Genomic DNA, 19,084 nt, shown 5'->3' with positions numbered 1-19,084 from the left:
GTGGGATAACACCGTTTTTCAGTATACCATCAGCCCTAAATTGTCCATTAATTCTTGTACTCACTCTAATTGCATAGGCGTCATATACCACAATTCCTAGGCTAATCAAGAGCATTAAAATAACCCGAATTAGCATCATTTTGTCTTCTGCTTTTAAAAACCAATGACTCCCATTTTGTATCCATTTATTTCACAACTAGGTCACCGGGTTATTCGAAACTAAAAATAAGCCCTTGATAAATATCTTATCAAGGGCAAAAATATGTTAACTTCTCATCTGGAGATCAGTAAACTAATACATAATTAAATCAAAATCATCAACCTCTCCATTTAGAGTAAAATATAACTTAAATTCTCCTACTACCTCTCCCTTGTACTCAATACATAAATATGAAACCAAGTGATTGTAATCGAGTTCAGGAAAGTTTCTCAATTAGAGTGAGATTTTTTTAATATAATAATTTAAGTCTGTTTGCACAAATTCTTCAAAATACGAATAGAATTCCTCTTCCTGTTCATACATATAAATATTAAAGTGAATCAAAAATTGTTCTATAGTTTGTTTCTCAATCTTCCATTGTTCTATTAAATTTCTAAATTGATCTATGTCTAGCATAATAGAAACCTCCCTAATTAATGTTTTTTTCAAAGTAAGTAAAGACTATATGACATGACTTTTTAACCATATTTCCATATACTCTTGCGTTATCATATTTACCGTAATTTTTATCTCATACTGGTAAAACATTTTTCCTTTTTTAAGCCATTTCCACTATTAACAAAACCTTTATTCATAGCATTTGAAACCTTTTTAGCAGCATCTTTACCAAGATCTATTATATTTTATTTCTTCGATTAAAGAAAAAACCTTGAAAGGCACTAAGGCAATCAAGGTCAATAAATGATATATCAAAACTTCAATACTCATAACTTACCAAACTCTATCCAGAATGAACTTCAAAACAAAAATACCCAAAAGCTAAATCATCGTCTTTTAGTTGCATTTTTATTTTTGCAGTTTCAAATAACACTGGTAAAAGTTCATCTAAATATTGACGATATTTTTTTAAAGAAAAACCAAACTGTTCTGCATCATCATACTTACATAAAGGATAGAGTATTTTCCCCATTTCAATTTCCTTAATTGTAATAGTTTTATAATGCGTATCTAAACAATCAAGTAGATGATTCTCCACTTCTTTCTCCTTTAGATTTTCTCTACATTCTATATAAAACATATACTCTTCAAATTCAATCTGCATGTCCACTCTTTCATTTCTGTAAAAAGGAGTTATTCTAATGTACTCCGTCGTAGACTTTGATTCGATTATTTTTTCTAAAATTCTATTCAAGCTAGTGATTATTGGAAAAAAACTATATTTACCACTGTGATACGTAGTATTCTCATAGATTATTTCATTAATCTTACCTTCTTTTTTTATTATCATAACATCACCTTTTACTTTGAAAAATCAGGGACAAACTTCCAATTTTAATCATTTAAATTCGAAACTTGTATTACTTCCCCAGTACCATTATCTACTGCTACATAATGATTTTTATTTTTATAGTATACAGTTACTGAATTACCTGTGTATCTGTTTTTTGCCTTAACAGTTTTTTACGGTTTATTTATCGTATCAGCGATAAATATAAATACTATCTACTCAGCGAATAAACAAATAGACCATCCGATATTAATACCAGTATTATACGCAAAGCACAAACGATTAAGGGTAAAAGCGCTTCTTACAGCACTATATAGGTAAATCATGCTAACGCAGGAAAATACTTATCCTTGAGGAACACTTATATAATAAATACAATAAACGTTAGAGGAAGGTTAGATACATAAACGAAGATTTAGAAGAAATAATTACAAGGCGTTAAGGAACCGCAAAGAACCCACTCACTTGTCAAAGACAAATAAAAGCACCAACAACCAACAGTAGAATTAGGCTTCAAGTCACCTCAAAACTGACTATCAAAAGTCCTTCATTAAACCACCCCTTTCAAACAAGCTCACACCTTACACAGATAGAAGGGATAGGGTCGGTCGGTTTAAATCAGCGTTATTAGCTGACAATCAATTTATTATTTACCCAATTTAATTATGACTAAAGGAGATTTATAGTGATCAAAAAAATTACATCTAGACTTACACTAGCACTTATTTTATGTTTAATTAGCTTCTCATTTGCCCCTTCTGCAGAGGCAGCACCTGCTATTAAGGTAAAAATTGATGGTGATATTATACAATTTGACCAAGGTGCAATATCTATTAATGGCCGAACTTTAGTACCAATGCGAACGATTTTCGAAGAATTAGAATCAACAGTACAATGGGATGCAAAAACAAAATCTATTACAGCTGTCCGAGGTACAAAAAAAATTGGTTTAGTAATTGGTAGCAAAATTGCCACTATTAACGGGCAAAAGATTGCTTTAGACGTTGCTCCACAAATTATTAATGGTAGAACACTAGTACCTCTTCGTTTTATTAGTGAAGCACTTGGTGCAAAGGTTGATTGGAATAATCAAACGAAAACAGTTTCTATTACTACTTATGTAGGTGCTGATAGATACTATTTTGTAAATCTACAAACTAAAAATTTAGAACTTATTTCAGAAGACCGTTATGATCAGGAAGATCCATTTAATTCCTCACGTGAACTTGTAAGTGATTTTATCTTTACTTCATACCTAGATAATAATCGAGAATTCTATTCTCAGCATACAGTTCGAGTATCAAATGGTGGTACAGGATTTGCTACTCCGCATTACGCCTATATGGAATTAGATGGAATTATTGTTAATGGTAAAGCTTCAGGTGAATACACTATCGAACTATTCGATGTAAATACAGAATCTCATAAAAAGACATATACGGGTACTTTTAAAGATATAACATATGATCGCAATATTAAAACTACAGTACAAGAAATCATCAATAAAAATCATTCAAAATAATACCACGAAAATAAACATAAATCGTAAATTCTTAAAATGAATGTAAATGGCTTATGATTTGATTTTTGCTGAGTTTCAATTTCAATAATACAAGTAAAATACTCTAACAACGTTGGTTGCAAAACACGATATTTTTGGGCTATGATATCGTTTCTTAGAAAATCTACTGTACCCATGAAATCGTTAATCTTTGCATTGTTCCTCGCTAAAGGTGAGGCAGTTCCTTACGCACTTTTTATTTTTGAACTTCAGGATTTACAAGAAACCGATGATGATTTATCTTAATCGGTATTCAAGTTGTAGTATCGGCTTTACTTCTTAGTTAGTGCCTCTATTAGTTCTTACATGGACTGATAGGGGCTATTTTTTATTTTCTTTTTTAGGCATTTTTAAAGTCCGGCCGGTTCGATTGAAGCTGATCACCAAATTTATTCATAAATAAAGAATCTTTTTTCATATGTTCTAGTTAGTAAATACTCTTTTAAAACAAGGGCACATTCCACTGAAAAATGTGTTTGTCTATATTTATTCCCTTTTCCTAGTATTTCAGCTGTTCTGCGATCCAAATTAACATTTTCAATACAAAGTTTCGCGACTTCTGCCCTCCTACATCCTGAAGAAAATAGAAAAAGAATTAACGCCCGATCACGAAGAGGTAATTTTTCTGCGGCCAATTTCACCTGAGCATATTCTTGCTCATTTAAATAGTTAGGTAATCCTTGAGGTATTTTAAGTCTCCACCTTGTTTTCATTACCATGTTTTCTAAATACTCTTCCTCTAGACAAAATTGAAAAAAAGAAGAAAGAGTAGATAAAAAGAGATTTAATGTTTTCGTATTTTTGCCAGCTGAAAACTTATTCAACCATGTAAGTACATCCTCCGATGTTAACTCGTCCAAAGAAACTAAACACTCCGAAAAGAATCTCTCTAGTATCCATCGATATTTTGTAATAGTGGCCTCTGCTTTATTAGTCAACTTTAAACTCAATAAATATTCATTCATAACTTTTCTTGTTAATATCGGGATATCTTCTCGAGTGCTTTCCCAGTATTTCTGTGTCACTTTTAGTCTTCTAACTCCTTTCAGGTTAATAAATTAGTATAGTTATTTACCAAATTTATATTTTTTAAACCTATAAATTTAAATGGGATAGTTATATAAAAGGAAAAGTTTAAATGTTCACTCGAAATATAATCTATAGGCATATCTATATTTATGCTTAAAAATACAAAACGAAAAAGCTTCTTTTAGATAAGATAAATTAAGACTTTTTAACATTACAAAACTGAGCTATTAATGGAACAATTATAAAAGCATTCTCATGAGATAAAATAAAAATAGGTCTAATCTTTATAAGATGGGTGTTCTTCGATAGTGGAAGATAAGATTGTGGAAAACCTTGAAGATGAACAAGTAGTTGAATTTGTTGATGAAATAACGAGGAGATTATGTCTGTTATTTATCGTTTATACGATAAGACTTTAAGGGATTTAGTAAATCGCTAAAGATTTTTCTATTACTCCAAACCAAAATCATTTTGTTCTTCAACAAAGGTAAAGGAAATTGACTAACTAGGCTGTAACAGGGCTAAGCCCATACAAAGTTGTTGTACATACTATATAATTTGATTAACATCGTATTGGTATTTCAATGGAGTATAAAAAGGAAATAGCTAGCTTTTGCTATTTTAAACACTTTCCCTCTTCATATAGAATAAGTTTTTTTACATCCATTCATTATACATTTCCTTACGAACATGATTGAACAATTTGGTATATATACGGATAGTTTGTTACTTTTCATGTCCCAATACGATCCGAATACACTCGAGAGTTATATTTTAGTATTAAATCAATCGGGAGATAAATATTAAAACTTACATACAGAAGTCACCAAAGTTAGATAACCTTTGTACATAAGTTTTATTTAGTTTAAAATTAGTATTTTTCGATAAACTAGGGCCTATAAAATATTTTTTGCAAAAGGAAAAAAGCTCTGAAGAGATGTCTCAACAGAGCTTTTTTTTTCTTGTTATTTAAATCTTTGCTGCAAGTTAAGCTTACTTAGTAACAGTTACGTTAAAAGTACCAGCTTTGATAACTTTACCGTCAGCTTTGTCTTTCACTTGAACAGTGATAGTTGCGTTACCTTCTTTAACACCAGTTACTTTAATTTTTCCAGCATCTTCAATTACTGTAGCAGTACCAGTAGCAGAAGAAGTTAAAACAAGAACTTCAGTGCCTGAAACTGCAACAGTATCATTAGCAGTGTCATTAGCAGCTTCAGCTAAAGTTACATCTTTTAAATCGATTTTTGCAACTGTAGCAGCAGCATTGTAAGCTTCAATAGCAGTATTTAAATCTGCTTTTGCATCATTTAAGTCTTTTGCTGTAGCAGCTGTATTGTTTTTAACTAATGTTGCTGCATCAATAGCTTTTTGTAAAGCTGCTTTAGTTCCTACAACTTGGTTACCAGCTTCTACACCTTCAGTACCAGTAGCTTTTGCTGCTACTGCATTAGCGATTGCAGTGTTTAAATCTTTTTTGGCAGTATCAAGTGCTGATTCTGCACCTTTTTTATCCAACTCTACAGAAGCTTTTTCGATTTTAGCAATAGTATTACCAGCTACATCAGCCACAAAACGTGGGTTTGCAACTTCAACTGTTGCAGCAACTAAATTTGGATCGTTCTTAAGAGTTAAGATAACAGTTTTACTAGTATCCACACCATCTACCTGAGTTGGTTTATCTAATCTCACACCAGTAATTTCAATTTTATCTTTTTTATCTGTATTTAGACCATTTAATACTTCGAAATCTGTTTTTGCGTCACCTGTAAGTTTAACAGCTTCGTTGAAAGTAATTTTAATTTCATTTTGGCTATTTTCAACAGAAGTTATATTTTCAGCATCAACAGTAGCTGCAATTTTGTCAGCAACTGCAACTGGTGTTACAGTTTTATCAATTTTGTTACCTAATACATCAATAGTTGATGGATTTGCAACAGTTAAGAATACTTTAGTATTACTTTTTGTAACTGTAGCATCTTCATTTAAATCTGATTTTAATGTGAAAGTTGCTGTTTTACCATTACTAGAAAGTTCATAATGAGCAATTTCAGAATCAGTAAATTTGAAGTCACCTTGAACTAGTGATTGAATTGGGTTAGCGAATTCTACTTCAACTTTATTTTTTGCAGTAGCTTCAACTGATTTAATAGCAGTTGCTGTATGTGACTCAACAACTCGCTCTTTAGTATATCCGTCTAAATGATTGCCAGCTAAGTCTTTTACAAGTGATACTTTTACTTTGAATTTAGAGTCATCTTTTTTCTCTACTTCTGGAAGAGCTTTACTGAAGTTAAGAATAACTCCTTTTGCATCTTGAGTTACAGTAAATCCTGAAATTGTTAATTTTTTACCTTCTGTGTCAGTTACAGTATATTTATCTACATCAACGATGTTACCGTCTCCACTTGTAGCCATTGCTTCACTAAATGCAACATAAAGTTGTTTTTCGCTTAAGCGTGTTACTTTGTCAAATGTTGGTGCAGTAACATCTTTAACTGATAAAGTTGTAGTGTATGGAAGCATTACATTTTTCAATGTAGTGTTATCAGCTACACCATTTACACTTAATGTGTAATCAGTAGTATCTTTTAAATTACCAAGTAAAGTAATTGTTACTTCTTTATCTTTATCTACATTAACAGTAGTAGAGATTGGTTGAACTTTACCATCTTTATCTTTAATCACATAGTTTGCAGCTTTTTTAGCTGTATCTTTATCTAATGATTTTGTAAATTTGATAGTGATTTGTTTGTTGTTAGAATCTTTAACAAATGTAGAACTAATTACTTCTGGACGAGTTTGATCGATTACAGGTGTTACTTGAACTTTTGTATCTTTATCAATAGCGTTACCAGAGTAGTCTTTTACGTTAGTAACATATAAGTCTGTTGTGTAAACAAGTTTATTGTCACCAGCAAATGTTAATTCATATTTATCATCAGCAAGTTGTTTTAAAGAAGAAGCTTGCTTTTTAGTTCCACCTTGCATCCAGTAGATGTTTGAAGCAAATACTTGTTCAACTGGCTCAGAGAATTTAAGAACTACTTTCTCAAATGAAGCACTTACAACTGATACAGTTGGAGCAGTTTTATCTTCAACAACATTGAATTTAGTGTCAGCTTTCACTGTTTTGAAGTTGTTGTAATCTTCAGTACCTTCAGCAGTTAGAGTGTGTTCTCCATCTGTTAAAGTATTAGATAATTTAAGGATTACTGTGTTTAAGTTAGGTTGGATTGAACCAACAACTACTTTACCATCAATTTGGAATTGTGATGTTGTAGCATTTTTAACTGGCTCGCTGAATTGAACGCGAATAGTTTTATTACCTAAAGCTTCAACTTTAGCTACAGTTGGTACTGTATTGTCAAGAGGCTTGAATTTTAAATCTTTTTCATTTAAAACTTTATCGCCAGCTTTAATGTTGTTAAGAGTTAATTTATATTCAGATTGATTCTCAAATTGTTGTTTAAGAGTTAACGTTACAGAGCGACCATCTTCAGAAACTACTGCAGTATCAACTTCTGGATCGTTAGTACCAGTAATTGCATAGTTGCCTTCTTCAGAAGCAGTAGCTGGATCAACTTTACCGTCAAATTCTACTACTACTTGTTTAAGGTTAGTTGCAGTTTCCATGTTATTGAAAAAGCAAAAAAACAATCCCAAACCTTGTCGTATCAAAGGTTCAATGGGGTATCTAAAAATTTTTGATATTCAGGTTAAGTATGTTTATGAGGACAGAGCATATTAAGGCTATCCAAGAAGAACAACCCACGGTAAATGTAGGTTAAATATAAAAGTAGCTAATCTATTCAAAGATAAATTGGCTACTTTTTTTATTTTTCTTTTCTTTTTACGATTACCTAAGAAATAGATATTATACATATTTAATACGACGGTTATTATAATTCTTTATGCGTTCCCAAGATTATCTTCCAGAAGATGCATTTAGAGGTTTGAAAGAGTCAACTTTTCATCAGATGCTCTTTATTATTCAACTAACACGGCGCAATTTAATACAAGAATATTGTTTTGTCTAAAGCAAATACTACCTTTTAAAAAGGTAGGTGATTAGATGAAAAAGATATCAGTAATATTTTTATTGTTATTAATTAGTTTAACAACTGTTTTATATGTAACTTGGAAAAGACCACAGATAGCAGAGAATGTCAGTGCCAAAGAAATACATTCTGATTTTTATGATGTATTATTGGTGTTATTAGACCCCTATGCAAGGAAAGTGATTAATAAGGAATATCCAAGTCGTAGTTATGCATTTTGGGATGCAGAAATATTAGAAATCAAACGATTAACTGGTGGATATTCTCAGTATGATTTTTCCGTGAAAGTAAAATATGATACTTATACAGGTCCTTTTAATCCACCTGAAGGTCCTATTACATTAAACTATCATGTAACAACAGAAGGGGTTTCAGTAAATAAAATTCAAAAGTAATTCCTTATAAAGGTTTCTACATTATTCATCTAATCGGGGCATTAGTTCAATAACACAGTACAAACATTATTAAACAACAAAAAAACGTATTTAAGTGTTATCCCCTTAAATACGTTTAAATACATTTTTATATTTAGTATACCTTATTATTGTCCAGTATCTTTACTTCACAGCAAAAAAACAACTTCGAAGTTATTTTTTTGTTTTCAAGTTAGAAAATAAATACGATTACCACTCAGCTACTTTCTTACTTTTTCTTCAGCTCTGCTCTTTCTTTTTCATAACGTTTGGTTATTGGATTCTTAACTTCGTCCCACAATATTAGTACTTTTTGAATCTCTTTAGAAACATCGTCCATACTTGCTATATGAATATTGTTCATTCTTGGCTGGCATGTAACCTCAATTGAATCTTCCCACATCTTAACTATTCTAGTGTTAAATTTTCTGTAGTCTGGATCTGCTACATCTCCTATTTTTTCGGCTGTTTGATCTAAAACACGAAGAAATTCAAAATAGTTTTTTCGATTCATTCCATCATAGAATGGACCTTTCCATCTATTCCAATGTTCAGCTAAACTATCAGAAAATTGGGCCCAACCATCATGTACCTTATTATAAGGAAAGAATTCTCGATCTAAGTTTTTTAACCTCTCAATAATGTCATTAAGTTGCATCATTTCATTATACTCAAACTCGGTTAGTTTAAATTTGTACTCATTATTTACTTTTATTTCATTTACTTTTTTACTTTCTAAGATTTCCTTCCATCCATAAAGACTAATAACAAAACCTAATCCTAGGATCGTAAAAACATCACCAATACTAGGTAATGATAAAGAGTTTGCTAGATTAGGAAATAGCCACATAATCATTGCTATAACAAATAAAATAAGAGCCATTCCTTGTACATAGACAGTATATTTTTTAGATTTTGTTATATCTAGTACATCTGACAGGCTAATGAGTGCTGCGATAACTGATATTAGAGCTACTACCGAACTTGGAACTGAATACCCAAAGAGTCTACAGATTGCTGCTATAACAAATATTAATCCAATTGCTATTACAATAATTCCAGATTTAAATTTCATAAATACCACCATTCTTCAATTACATAATCTCCCTTTATTGGTTTGTTTCACTTGGGAATAGATACTAATAAATGAGTAAGCATCGACATTAATTATATTAACATAAAAATCCAACAAAATTAAAATTATCAATCTTTTCTACATAACTACGGATCAAAATACAAACGAGCAATATTTACCACTATTAATCGTTTTAGTACACGCAGTACAAACATTATCAAATAATAATAACGTATACTATCAGGCATTCAAACCCGCATTATCAGTCCAACAATACACAAATTGTTACAATAATAATGTATACTAATCTAGAAAATCAGTTTTTCACACACATTGATTGTGAATAAATGTACTTAAACTAACTGGGTGCTTTAATTTTCGATTCACGAAAAATCAAACCAAAAAGCCAGATTTATTCTACACGTTTTGTAGATTAAATCTGTTTTTTAGTTTTAACAGCAACAATCTTTGAGAAAACAGGATTCTTTAAGCAATTCTCTCTCTTCATATAAAAAGAGGTTATTTTACATCAAATCATCATACATTTCCTTACGAGCATGATCGAACAACTTGGTATATACTCGGGTAGTTTGATACCTTTCATGTCCCAACAAGGTCTGAATACCCTCAATTGGCATTCCCTTTTGTGCTAGATGTGCAGCTAAAGTGTGTCGTAAAATGTGCGGTGTTACCTTAAAACCTAATCTTTTCGAGTAATAACGAAACCATTCTTCCAAAATATTGACATCGTTTGTAGATGTACCATCAGAGTTTAATACTACAAATAACGCAGGGGAATTATCTGTCCGGCTATCTAAGTATGCTTTCAAGTGTTCTGCACACTCTAATGTAAATAAAACTATTCTCCCTATTTCCCCTTTTCCTTCTGGAATAATGATAGACCTTTCTGTCCAGTTAACATCCTTTTTCTCCATATCAAACAATTCACTAATTCTTGCACCCGTCGAATATAAGACTTCCATAATTGCTCTTTCTTGAGTTCGTCCTTCTAAAAACACTCGAAGTTGAGTGAGCTGTTCCTTTAATAAATAGCGAGGAGGTTTTTCCTTTACATACACATACTTTATATTCTTTGTTGGGTCCTGTGAGACAAGTCCCTCCTCTAAACAATAATTAAAAAAAAGTTTCAATGCAGATATCTTACGATTAATGGTACTTTGTTGGTATCCTTTTTGAGTCAGTAGATACTCAAACCATTTCCGAATATCACTCGCTGTAATTTCCTCCACTGTTTTTTCGGAGTGGTTAATAAGTTGTTTTATGGCAATTTGATATGCCTTCAATGTACCAGGGCTCATACGAAATTTATAATCTAATACAAAATGTTTTATACAAACTTCTACATCCATTTCCCCATCCTCCTTATCCCATATACTTTCTGTACATTGAGATAAGTTCTTGCTTTGGGAGTCTTGCATATATTCTGGTTGTCGTAATATCTGAATGCCCTAATTCATCTGCAATAAATAAAAGGTCTGCACCTTTGGCCAATAATTCTGTTGCAAACGTATGACGAAGTCGATGTGGGTGAAGTGATCCTGATAATTTAGCTCTTTTACCCATTCGCTCTAATATCCTTGCAATCCGTCTAATTGAAAGTCGAGTAGGATCTTTCTTACTTGATATGAAGAGGGCTGGATGATCATCTTTTCGAGATTGAAGATAACGATCTAATAGAAGGTTACATTTTTCGGAAAAATGAACTTGGCGAATCTTTGACCCTTTGCCAACCACCTGTGCAGTCCGATTTTCTAAATCGACATCTTTTTTGTCAAGTTGATATACCTCCCCTACACGACAACCTGAAGTTACTAGAAATTCTAAGATCACACGATCCCGAAGAAAGGAGTGCTCAGCTTGTTGGCGAACTTTTGCAATCTCCTGTCTGTTCAAATATCTTGGTACAGGCTTCGGACTACGAGGCATCCATCTTGATTTAATTGGTGACTTATCCATATATCCTTCTTCCACGCAAAAAGTATAAAATTGAGTGAGAGCACTTACACGATACCTAATCGTATTTTCTTTTAAACACTTATCATGTTTGAGTAACCACTCCTGAATATCATTTGACACAAGAGATGAATAGGATACTTCCAGCTCTTTAAAAAAGGCTTGCATAAAATATCTTATGTTATTAATTGTATTGAAACTTTTATTTGCCACTTTCATGTTCAATAGAAATTCATTAACTATTTTCTGATTCTCCTTGTTAAAAAAATCCGTTTTCACTTCCCAATATTTTTCCATAAACATCCCCCTAAATTTGAAATTGGTCATACAGTTTCTTACGTGCATGATTTGTAAGACGAGTGTATATACGTGTGCTATTAACATTCACATGACCTAATAGTTCCTGGATATAGTAAAAATCCATCCCCTTTTCAGCTAAATGAGCAGCAAATGTATGGCGCAAAGTATGTGGTGTTACTTTAAAACCTAACGAACTTGTATATTTCCTAAAAAGCCATTCTACTAAATCACGACTTATAGGTTCTCCTTTTGAATTTGAAAAGAGATATTTGCTGTTGATTTCACGTTGATTCAGATAACTTTTTAACCGTTCTGCACAATCGTAACTGAATAATACAAATCGCTCTTTATTCCCCTTTCCTTTCCGTATCCAAATTTGCCGATTATCCCACTTTATATCTTCTAACTTTATATTTAATAACTCGCTGATTCGAACTCCTGTTGCATATAACGCTTCAACAATAGCTCTATTTCGGAGATCCTCCTGAGCTAGTTCCTGAAGAAGTGCTAGTTCTTTCTTGCTTAAATAATATGGAAGTGAGTCGTTAATTTTTGGTGAATGTACAGTTGAAGTCGGATTCTTTTTTAATAGATTCTCTTCCATGCAGTATCGGTAAAAAGTTTTTAATGCTGTTAATTTCAAATTAATAGATTTCGCCTTAAGACCTTTTTCTTCCATAGAAGCAAGCCAAGCTCGTATATCCATTGCTTTTACTTCATCATAATTTTTTTCACAATGTAAAAAAAATTGTTTAATGGATATTTTGTAACTCCGTATTGTTTCTGAGCTAAATCGAGATTGGTAATCATTGAAAAAAGATTGTTGAATTTCACTATTCATTACTTTCACCCCATAATATTGTGATAAGCTAACATTAAATCTTCTGTTGGAATCCGTGCATAAACTCGAGTCGTATTTAAATCTGCATGCCCCAATTCATCGGCAATAAATTGAAGATCGGCTCCTCTTGCCAGCAAATTTGTCGCAAATGTATGCCGACAACAATGAGGAAATAAAGGTTTTGAAAGTCCGGCCATTTTCCCTAGCTTCCTGACAACATTATAGATCCCATTCGATTGAAGCTTATTACCAAATTTATTCATAAATAAAGGATCTTTTTTTTCATATGTTCTAGTTAATAAATACTCTTTTAAAACAATGGCACATTCCACTGAAAAATGTATTTGTCTATATTTATTCCCTTTTCCTAGTATTTCAGCTGTTCTGCGATCCAAATTAACATTCTCAATACATAGTTTCGCGACTTCTGCCCTCCTACATCCTGAAGAAAATAGAAAAAGAACTAACGCTCGGTCACGAAGAGGCAATTTTTCTGCGGCCAATTTCACCTGAGCATATTCTTGCTCATTTAAATAGTTTGGTAATCCTTGAGGTATTTTAAGTCTCCATCTTGTTTTAATTACCATGTTTTCTAAATACTCTTCCTCTAGACAAAATCGAAAGAATGAAGAAAGAGTTGATAAAAAGAGATTTAATGTTTTCGTATTTTTGCCAGTTGAAAACTTATTCAACCATGTAAGTACATCCCCCGATGTTAATTCTCCCAAAGAAACTAAACACTCCGAAAAGAATCTCTCTAGTATCCATCGATATTTTGTAATAGTGGCTTCTGCTTTATTAGTCAACTTTAAACTCAATAAATATTCATTTATAACTTTTCTTGTTAATATCGGGATATCTTCTCGAGTGCTTTCCCAGTATTTCTGTGTCACTTTTATTCTTTTAACTCCTTTCAGGTTAATAAATTAGTATAGTTATTACCAAATTTATATTTTTTAAACCTATAAATAAAAATGGAATAGTTATATAAAAGGAAAAGTGTAAATGTTCACTCAAAATATAATCTATATGCATATCTATATTTATGCTTAAAAATACAAAATAAAATTTAAAAAGCTTCTTTTAGAAAAGACAACTTAAGATTTTTTAACATTACAAAACTGAGCTGATGTAACAATTATAAAAGTATTCACATGTGAAAATATAAATAGGTCTAATCTTTATAAGGTGAGGTGCTCTGCGATAGTAGCAGATAAGAATGTTGAAAACGTTGAAGACGAACAAGTATTTGAATTTGTTGATGAAATAGAAGAGGAGATTATGTCTGTTATTTATCGTTTATACGATAAAACTTTAAGAGATTTAGTAAATCGCTAAAGATTTCCTTCCTTTACCTTTGTTGTGTAATTGAACAAATTGGTTTTGGAGTAATAAGGAATTGGTATCCTCATTGCACTGTCTCGAAAATAAGATTTGTAAATAAAAAGTGCTAACAAGAAATCATCTGGAAGCATTCTACTTGCGTTATTTTAAACTTATATCAGGTAAAATTTTTCGAGATCCTTCCCCTTTAATGTTGCTATCAGGTTATTTTATATGATGTTATTCTTATTTTCTTTATAGAAAGTATTTAACCGGTACTAGATTACTCCTCAAAAAAGAAAAACCTTGAAAGGTATTTAGCCAATCAAATTTTTCTATAGGTTACTAGCATTAAACCCACCTCTCTCAACATCTGGGTTTGTCATTCAAACCAAATAACAGCATGAATCACTCATTTTATCAGATGAAATAGCTAGAAATTAAAGAAGTCATTTGCACTACTTCAATATCACTACCATCTCTCTTTTTAATTACCTTTGGTTTACTTTCCAGGTATAAGAACGGCAAGTTTAACTGTCAATTCTTCAATCAACACTATAGCATTGTGTCTACAAGGATGTACAGTGAGCTCCTAACTTAATCTAACACCATATACTATCTTACCTTTATTAATAGATTCGTATGCCTAACCATAGAAATCTTATTTAGAATTCCGCCCGGTATCACCGAGTACAATTTCATATGAAACTTCATCCCTTTTGAGTATTTCATTTATAGCATTGAATGCAGGAGGATTAGGTACTTATAGTTTGACTGTTTTACAAGAACAGGATTTTCACCTGTCTTTAGAAAGTAACAGTTAGAAATTTTATAATAGAAGTTAGAATTCCACGTACCAGAATTATTCTAGTAAAAGGAAAAAGTCCTGTAAAGATTACTCTCTACAGGACTCTTTCACATTCATATTCTATTTAATAGAATCGAAATCGAGTAACTATAAATTAGTTAGCAACTGTTACAGTAACAGTTTTATTAGCTAATTCTGCTTTAGCTGTAAATACAACATCAGCACCTGAACTAGTTACAGTCCAATCAGTTAAATCAGTTCCGAATGCAGCTTGGATTTTAGTAGCAACTTGAGCTGCAGTTTCACTAGCAGCAACCGTTACTGTTTTAACAACAGGTGTACCACCATCAGTAAATGATACTTTAATATCTCCAGCATAAATTGCAGGTCCATTAACAGTTAATGTTTCAACTTGCTTTGTTCCAGTAGTTGGTGCAACACCAGCAGTTACTTGAGTACCTGCTGGAGTACCAACACCAGTTGTACCAGTATCAACAGTTGTAATTGTTACTGCTTTATCAGCAGCAGCTGCAGTAGCTGTAAATACAACATCAGCTGTTCCTGTAGGGTTAGAAGCAGTCCAACCTGTTAAACCAGCGAATGCAGTGTTGATTTTAGCTGCAACTTGAGCTGCAGTATCACCATTAAGAACCGCTACTGTTTTAACAACAGGTGTACCATCATTAAACGTAACCGTAATGTTACCATCAGCATTAGCAGGAGTAGTAACAGTTAGCTTGTTAACTTGAGCTGTTCCAGCAGTTAGAGCAGCACCTGGAGTTGTATGTGTAAGTGTACCAGTAACATTAGCATTAGCAGTAGCTTTTACTAATGCAGATTCACCAGTTGATTTTGTAAGTGTATTTTTAGCAACTGAGTGATCAATTACATATTTAGCTGATTCTTTTACAGATACTTTATAAGATGTGTCTACTGTACGAGCATCTGAAAGTGTAATTACAAGTTTTTTACCGTTTACAGCAACATCGTATTGACCAACGTTTAATTCCTTATTGTCAGATACACGAGTAATAAGGAAATCAGCATCGATTAAATCTTGGTTGCCAGCAGCAATTTCATCAATTTTTAATGCTTCTGAATAATTGATTGTAATTTTGTTACCATCTACCTCGTAAACACCTTTATCAGTAATTTCTGGTTTTACAGAATCTAATAAGTTAGTAGATGTAGAAGTTACTTTAATGAAATCAAAACCTTCTGGAGTGTTTCCAGCAAGTGTTACAAGTTTAGCAAAATCAACTTTTAAATTTAAATCAGCAGCAGAAGTTCCAAGAACACCATCTTTGAACTTAACTTTTACAGTTGAAGTACCGTCGATTTCTACATCCTTAACTTGTTCAACACCAGCAATTTCGTAAGAGAATGCTCCTGTAGAAGCAGATTTAACACCAGCGTTTAATTTAACTTTAATTGTATTTTTATCAACTAACTCTGCTTTCATACCTTTATAATCTTGGTCGATATCAGCTAAAGCTAAATCAGTTGATTTTTCTAATTTAATGATATTTTTCCCAGTACCTGTTGTAGTATCTGCAAATTCTTTTAATAAGTTACCTGCAACATCTTTTACTCCAAGTACTTGTAATTCTGATACATTAGCTTTACCTGAACCAGCATTTACAAAATCAATAGTTTTTCCATCACGTGTTTCTGCGAATGTAATAACTACAGTAGTACCATCTTGCATTACTGAAATATCAGCTAAATCTGATGATAAAGTTTGTAATTTACCGTCAACTTTCACAAGATAATTTGAATAATCAACTAAAGTATCAACATTCATTTTCTTGTTGAATGTAAGAACTACACGGCGTTCTTTTGTATTAACAACTTTTGAATCAAATTCAGGAGCGTCTTTGTCGCCTCTTACAATTTTATCACTGTAATCAAGCATTGTGTTTTGAAGCTTAGTAGCATCTTTAAGATTTTTGATTGTAAGTTTGTTTTCACCTGTAGAAAGATCTGAATATAAGTTGATGATTACAGTTTTAGAATCATTCGGGTCTAATTTTGCATTTTGAACTGAAACAACTTTACCGTCTTTATTTAATACAGTATAGTTTTTCACATCTTCTACACTTGTTGAGTTAAGTGCTTTAGAGAATGTTACTTTAATAACGCGTGCATCTGTTACAGTTACTTTTTTCACTTCTGGGCGAGTTTGATCAATCTCAGGAGTTACAGTAACTTTTGTATCTTTTGCAATTTGGTTATCAGAGAAGTCTTTAACGCCTTCTACATGAATATCTACTTTACCTGTTGGAAGAGTTTTTTCTTCTTTAAAGAAGAATTTGTATTTGTTATCAGCAATTGCTTCAAATTCATGAGCTTCTTTCTTAGAATCTCCAGACTTCCAATAAACGTTAGAAGCTTTGATTGTTTCAACATCAACATCTTCAGAGAATGTTAAAGTAACAGATTCTAAAGTTGCAGTTGCTTCAGTTACTGTTGGAGCTTCTTTATCTTCTACAACTTTGAAGTCGTGAGTTGAAGATAATGAAACGAAATCAGCATAATCTTTAACACCAGTAGTAGTTAGTTTATGATCACCAACTGAAAGAGCAGTTGAACTGAATGGAGTTAAGATAACAGAACGATCGTTAGCGCCCATAGTAATTTTACCGAAGTAAGCTTTACCATCTAAAGTAAAGTTAGATTGTTGTAAACCTTTAACTGGCTCACTGAATTCAAGCTTCACTGATTTTGTTCCTAAAGATTTAACTGCTGTAACTTCTGGTAATTTGTTATCAACTGCTGTAAATTCAACGTTTTTCACATTGATTACTTTATCGCCAGCTTTTACATTTGAAATGCTAATTGCATCAGCTTTGTTATTTGCAAGAGTTCCTACAACTGTAACAGTTGCTGTTTTCTTGTCATCAGATAACTTAACAGATTTAACTGCTTTACCTGATTTTAAAGTGTAGTTTGAAGCTTCTTCAGCTGTTTCTTTATCAACAGTACCGTCGAATTCAACTACTACTTCTTTAAGGTTAGTTGCAGATACAGATTTAACAGCTGTAGCTGTAGTTACAACGTAAGTAACTTTTGCTTTGTATTCTACATCTTTGATTTTGAAAGTAACTTCAGTTTCTTTGTTAGGCTCTAGAGCTTTTTCTAAAGTGATAGTTTCTTTAGTACCATCAGTTAAAGTTACGTTTAAAGTTTTAGCGTCAACTACTTCAACTTTATCAACTTTTACAGCGTTATCTACTTCATTTTCAAGAGCACGATTGAATACTGCCGCAAATTCTTGACGAGTGATTGAAGCATTTGGGTTTAGGTTTGTTTTACCATTAACTTCAACACCTTTGATAATGCCGTTTGCAACAGCAACTTCTAGGTAAGATTTAGCCCATGGTTTAACAGTTGAAGCGTCAGCGAAATCTTTAAGATCTGCTTCACCTTCTAATTCGAAAGCTTCTACAAGAATTTTAGCTGCTTCTGAACGAGTTAAGTTTTTAGCTGGTGCGAATTCAGTTGCACTTACACCTTCAAAAATTCCGTTTTCTACAGTAGCTGCGATTGCATCATAGTACCAAGCGTCTTTTTTAACGTCTTTGAAATCTACAGTACCTTCAGCTTCTAATTCAAAAGCGCCTGTGAAGATTTGAGCTGCTTCAGCACGAGTAATTGATTTAGTTGGGTTGAAGTTTCCTTTTTCATCTCCTGAGATAATTCCTGCTTCAACTAAAGCTTTAACATCTTCCTTTGCCCAATCTGAAACTTTATCGAAGTCCTTGATTGTTGTAGTTGATTCTGCTGCTGATGCTGCAGGAACGATTGCTGCTGCAACTAGTGCTGCTGTTGCTGATGCCGCGAAAAACTTACGGCCTTTGTTTTGCTTTGCCATTATTGTATTCCTCCCTAACATTTCCTTTAAATTGGTATTATCCTAACGAAAACTATAGTACTGCTTTGCTTAAATGTATGTATTATAGCTTCCTTGAATAATAAAAAAACCTACAAGCAAATTTTTTTAGTAAAATCCACCAGAAAAACAGTATTAGAATACCATTCTAGTAAATTTATTCACTTTCCACAATAATATAACACTATCTTTCTCTAAATTCAAGCATTACGACATAAATTTAGATATATAAGTTTTTTTTACCGGTTATATTATGGTAACCACTATAACCCAATATTTTTACCTTATTCAGGTTGGTAACATATAGAACCATTTCCTATTATACCTGACTCTCAACATTATCCAAGCATTTTCTGGAA

General features: G+C 32.3%; 12 protein-coding genes and 1 pseudogene. 2 read left to right on the top strand and 11 right to left on the bottom strand.

Going from position 1 to position 19,084, the window contains the following annotated elements; translation table 11 throughout:
- Positions 1-433: 433 nt before the first annotated feature.
- The 3 genes and pseudogenes from B1B04_RS00880 to B1B04_RS26615 all read right to left on the bottom strand — a co-directional run.
- Positions 434-616 (bottom strand): hypothetical protein, encoded by a 183-nt coding sequence (locus B1B04_RS00880; protein ID WP_079559447.1) that lies wholly within the window; start codon positions 614-616, stop codon positions 434-436.
- A 325-nt stretch (positions 617-941) separates the two neighbouring features.
- Positions 942-1,448 carry a hypothetical protein gene (locus tag B1B04_RS00875; RefSeq protein WP_079559446.1) on the bottom strand — a complete coding sequence of 169 codons (507 nt, stop codon included), beginning with the start codon at positions 1,446-1,448 and terminating at the stop codon, positions 942-944.
- Between the two features lie 44 nt (positions 1,449-1,492).
- Positions 1,493-1,579, bottom strand: a pseudogene (locus B1B04_RS26615) (colicin E5-related ribonuclease); the annotation flags it as partial.
- Positions 1,580-2,133: 554 nt separating this feature from the next.
- Here B1B04_RS26615 and B1B04_RS00870 point away from each other — a divergent pair.
- The gene (locus B1B04_RS00870) at positions 2,134-2,970 is read left to right on the top strand and encodes a copper amine oxidase N-terminal domain-containing protein (RefSeq protein ID WP_079559445.1); all 837 of its coding nucleotides are present in this window, start codon (positions 2,134-2,136) and stop codon (positions 2,968-2,970) included.
- Positions 2,971-3,398: 428 nt separating this feature from the next.
- On the opposite strand, the gene B1B04_RS00860 is transcribed toward B1B04_RS00870, so the two are convergent.
- Entirely contained in the window at positions 3,399-3,974 is a 576-nt protein-coding gene (locus B1B04_RS00860) for a site-specific integrase (RefSeq protein WP_240518159.1), read from the bottom strand.
- Positions 3,975-5,031: 1,057 nt separating this feature from the next.
- The gene (locus B1B04_RS00855) at positions 5,032-7,698 is read right to left on the bottom strand and encodes an Ig-like domain-containing protein (protein WP_240518158.1); all 2,667 of its coding nucleotides are present in this window, start codon (positions 7,696-7,698) and stop codon (positions 5,032-5,034) included.
- Positions 7,699-8,113: 415 nt separating this feature from the next.
- On the opposite strand from B1B04_RS00855, the gene B1B04_RS00850 reads away from it, so the two are divergent.
- Positions 8,114-8,494: a DUF3888 domain-containing protein gene (locus B1B04_RS00850; protein WP_079559442.1), complete on the top strand. Its 381-nt coding sequence runs from the start codon at positions 8,114-8,116 to the stop codon at positions 8,492-8,494.
- A gap of 247 nt (positions 8,495-8,741) precedes the next feature.
- On the opposite strand, the gene B1B04_RS00845 is transcribed toward B1B04_RS00850, so the two are convergent.
- The 6 genes from B1B04_RS00845 to B1B04_RS00820 form a co-directional block, all read right to left on the bottom strand.
- Positions 8,742-9,587 (bottom strand): DNA-binding protein, encoded by an 846-nt coding sequence (locus B1B04_RS00845; protein ID WP_079559441.1) that lies wholly within the window; start codon positions 9,585-9,587, stop codon positions 8,742-8,744.
- Between the two features lie 524 nt (positions 9,588-10,111).
- Complete coding sequence (locus B1B04_RS00840) at positions 10,112-10,957, bottom strand: tyrosine-type recombinase/integrase (RefSeq protein ID WP_079559440.1); 846 nt, start codon at positions 10,955-10,957, stop codon at positions 10,112-10,114.
- Between the two features lie 13 nt (positions 10,958-10,970).
- Complete coding sequence (locus B1B04_RS00835; protein ID WP_079559439.1) at positions 10,971-11,858, bottom strand: tyrosine-type recombinase/integrase; 888 nt, start codon at positions 11,856-11,858, stop codon at positions 10,971-10,973.
- A gap of 10 nt (positions 11,859-11,868) precedes the next feature.
- Positions 11,869-12,702: a site-specific tyrosine recombinase/integron integrase gene (gene xerA / locus B1B04_RS00830; RefSeq protein WP_079559438.1), complete on the bottom strand. Its 834-nt coding sequence runs from the start codon at positions 12,700-12,702 to the stop codon at positions 11,869-11,871.
- A 5-nt stretch (positions 12,703-12,707) separates the two neighbouring features.
- The gene (locus tag B1B04_RS00825) at positions 12,708-13,595 is read right to left on the bottom strand and encodes a tyrosine-type recombinase/integrase (RefSeq protein WP_240518157.1); all 888 of its coding nucleotides are present in this window, start codon (positions 13,593-13,595) and stop codon (positions 12,708-12,710) included.
- A gap of 1,392 nt (positions 13,596-14,987) precedes the next feature.
- The gene (locus B1B04_RS00820) at positions 14,988-18,707 is read right to left on the bottom strand and encodes an S-layer homology domain-containing protein (protein WP_079559436.1); all 3,720 of its coding nucleotides are present in this window, start codon (positions 18,705-18,707) and stop codon (positions 14,988-14,990) included.
- Positions 18,708-19,084 lie beyond the last annotated feature (377 nt).

The sequence above is a fragment of the Lysinibacillus sp. KCTC 33748 genome, assembly GCF_002237755.1.
Taxonomy (GTDB): domain Bacteria; phylum Bacillota; class Bacilli; order Bacillales_A; family Planococcaceae; genus Lysinibacillus.
Note: the sequence above shows the minus strand (reverse complement) of the source record. Positions and strands in the feature narration are given on the sequence as shown.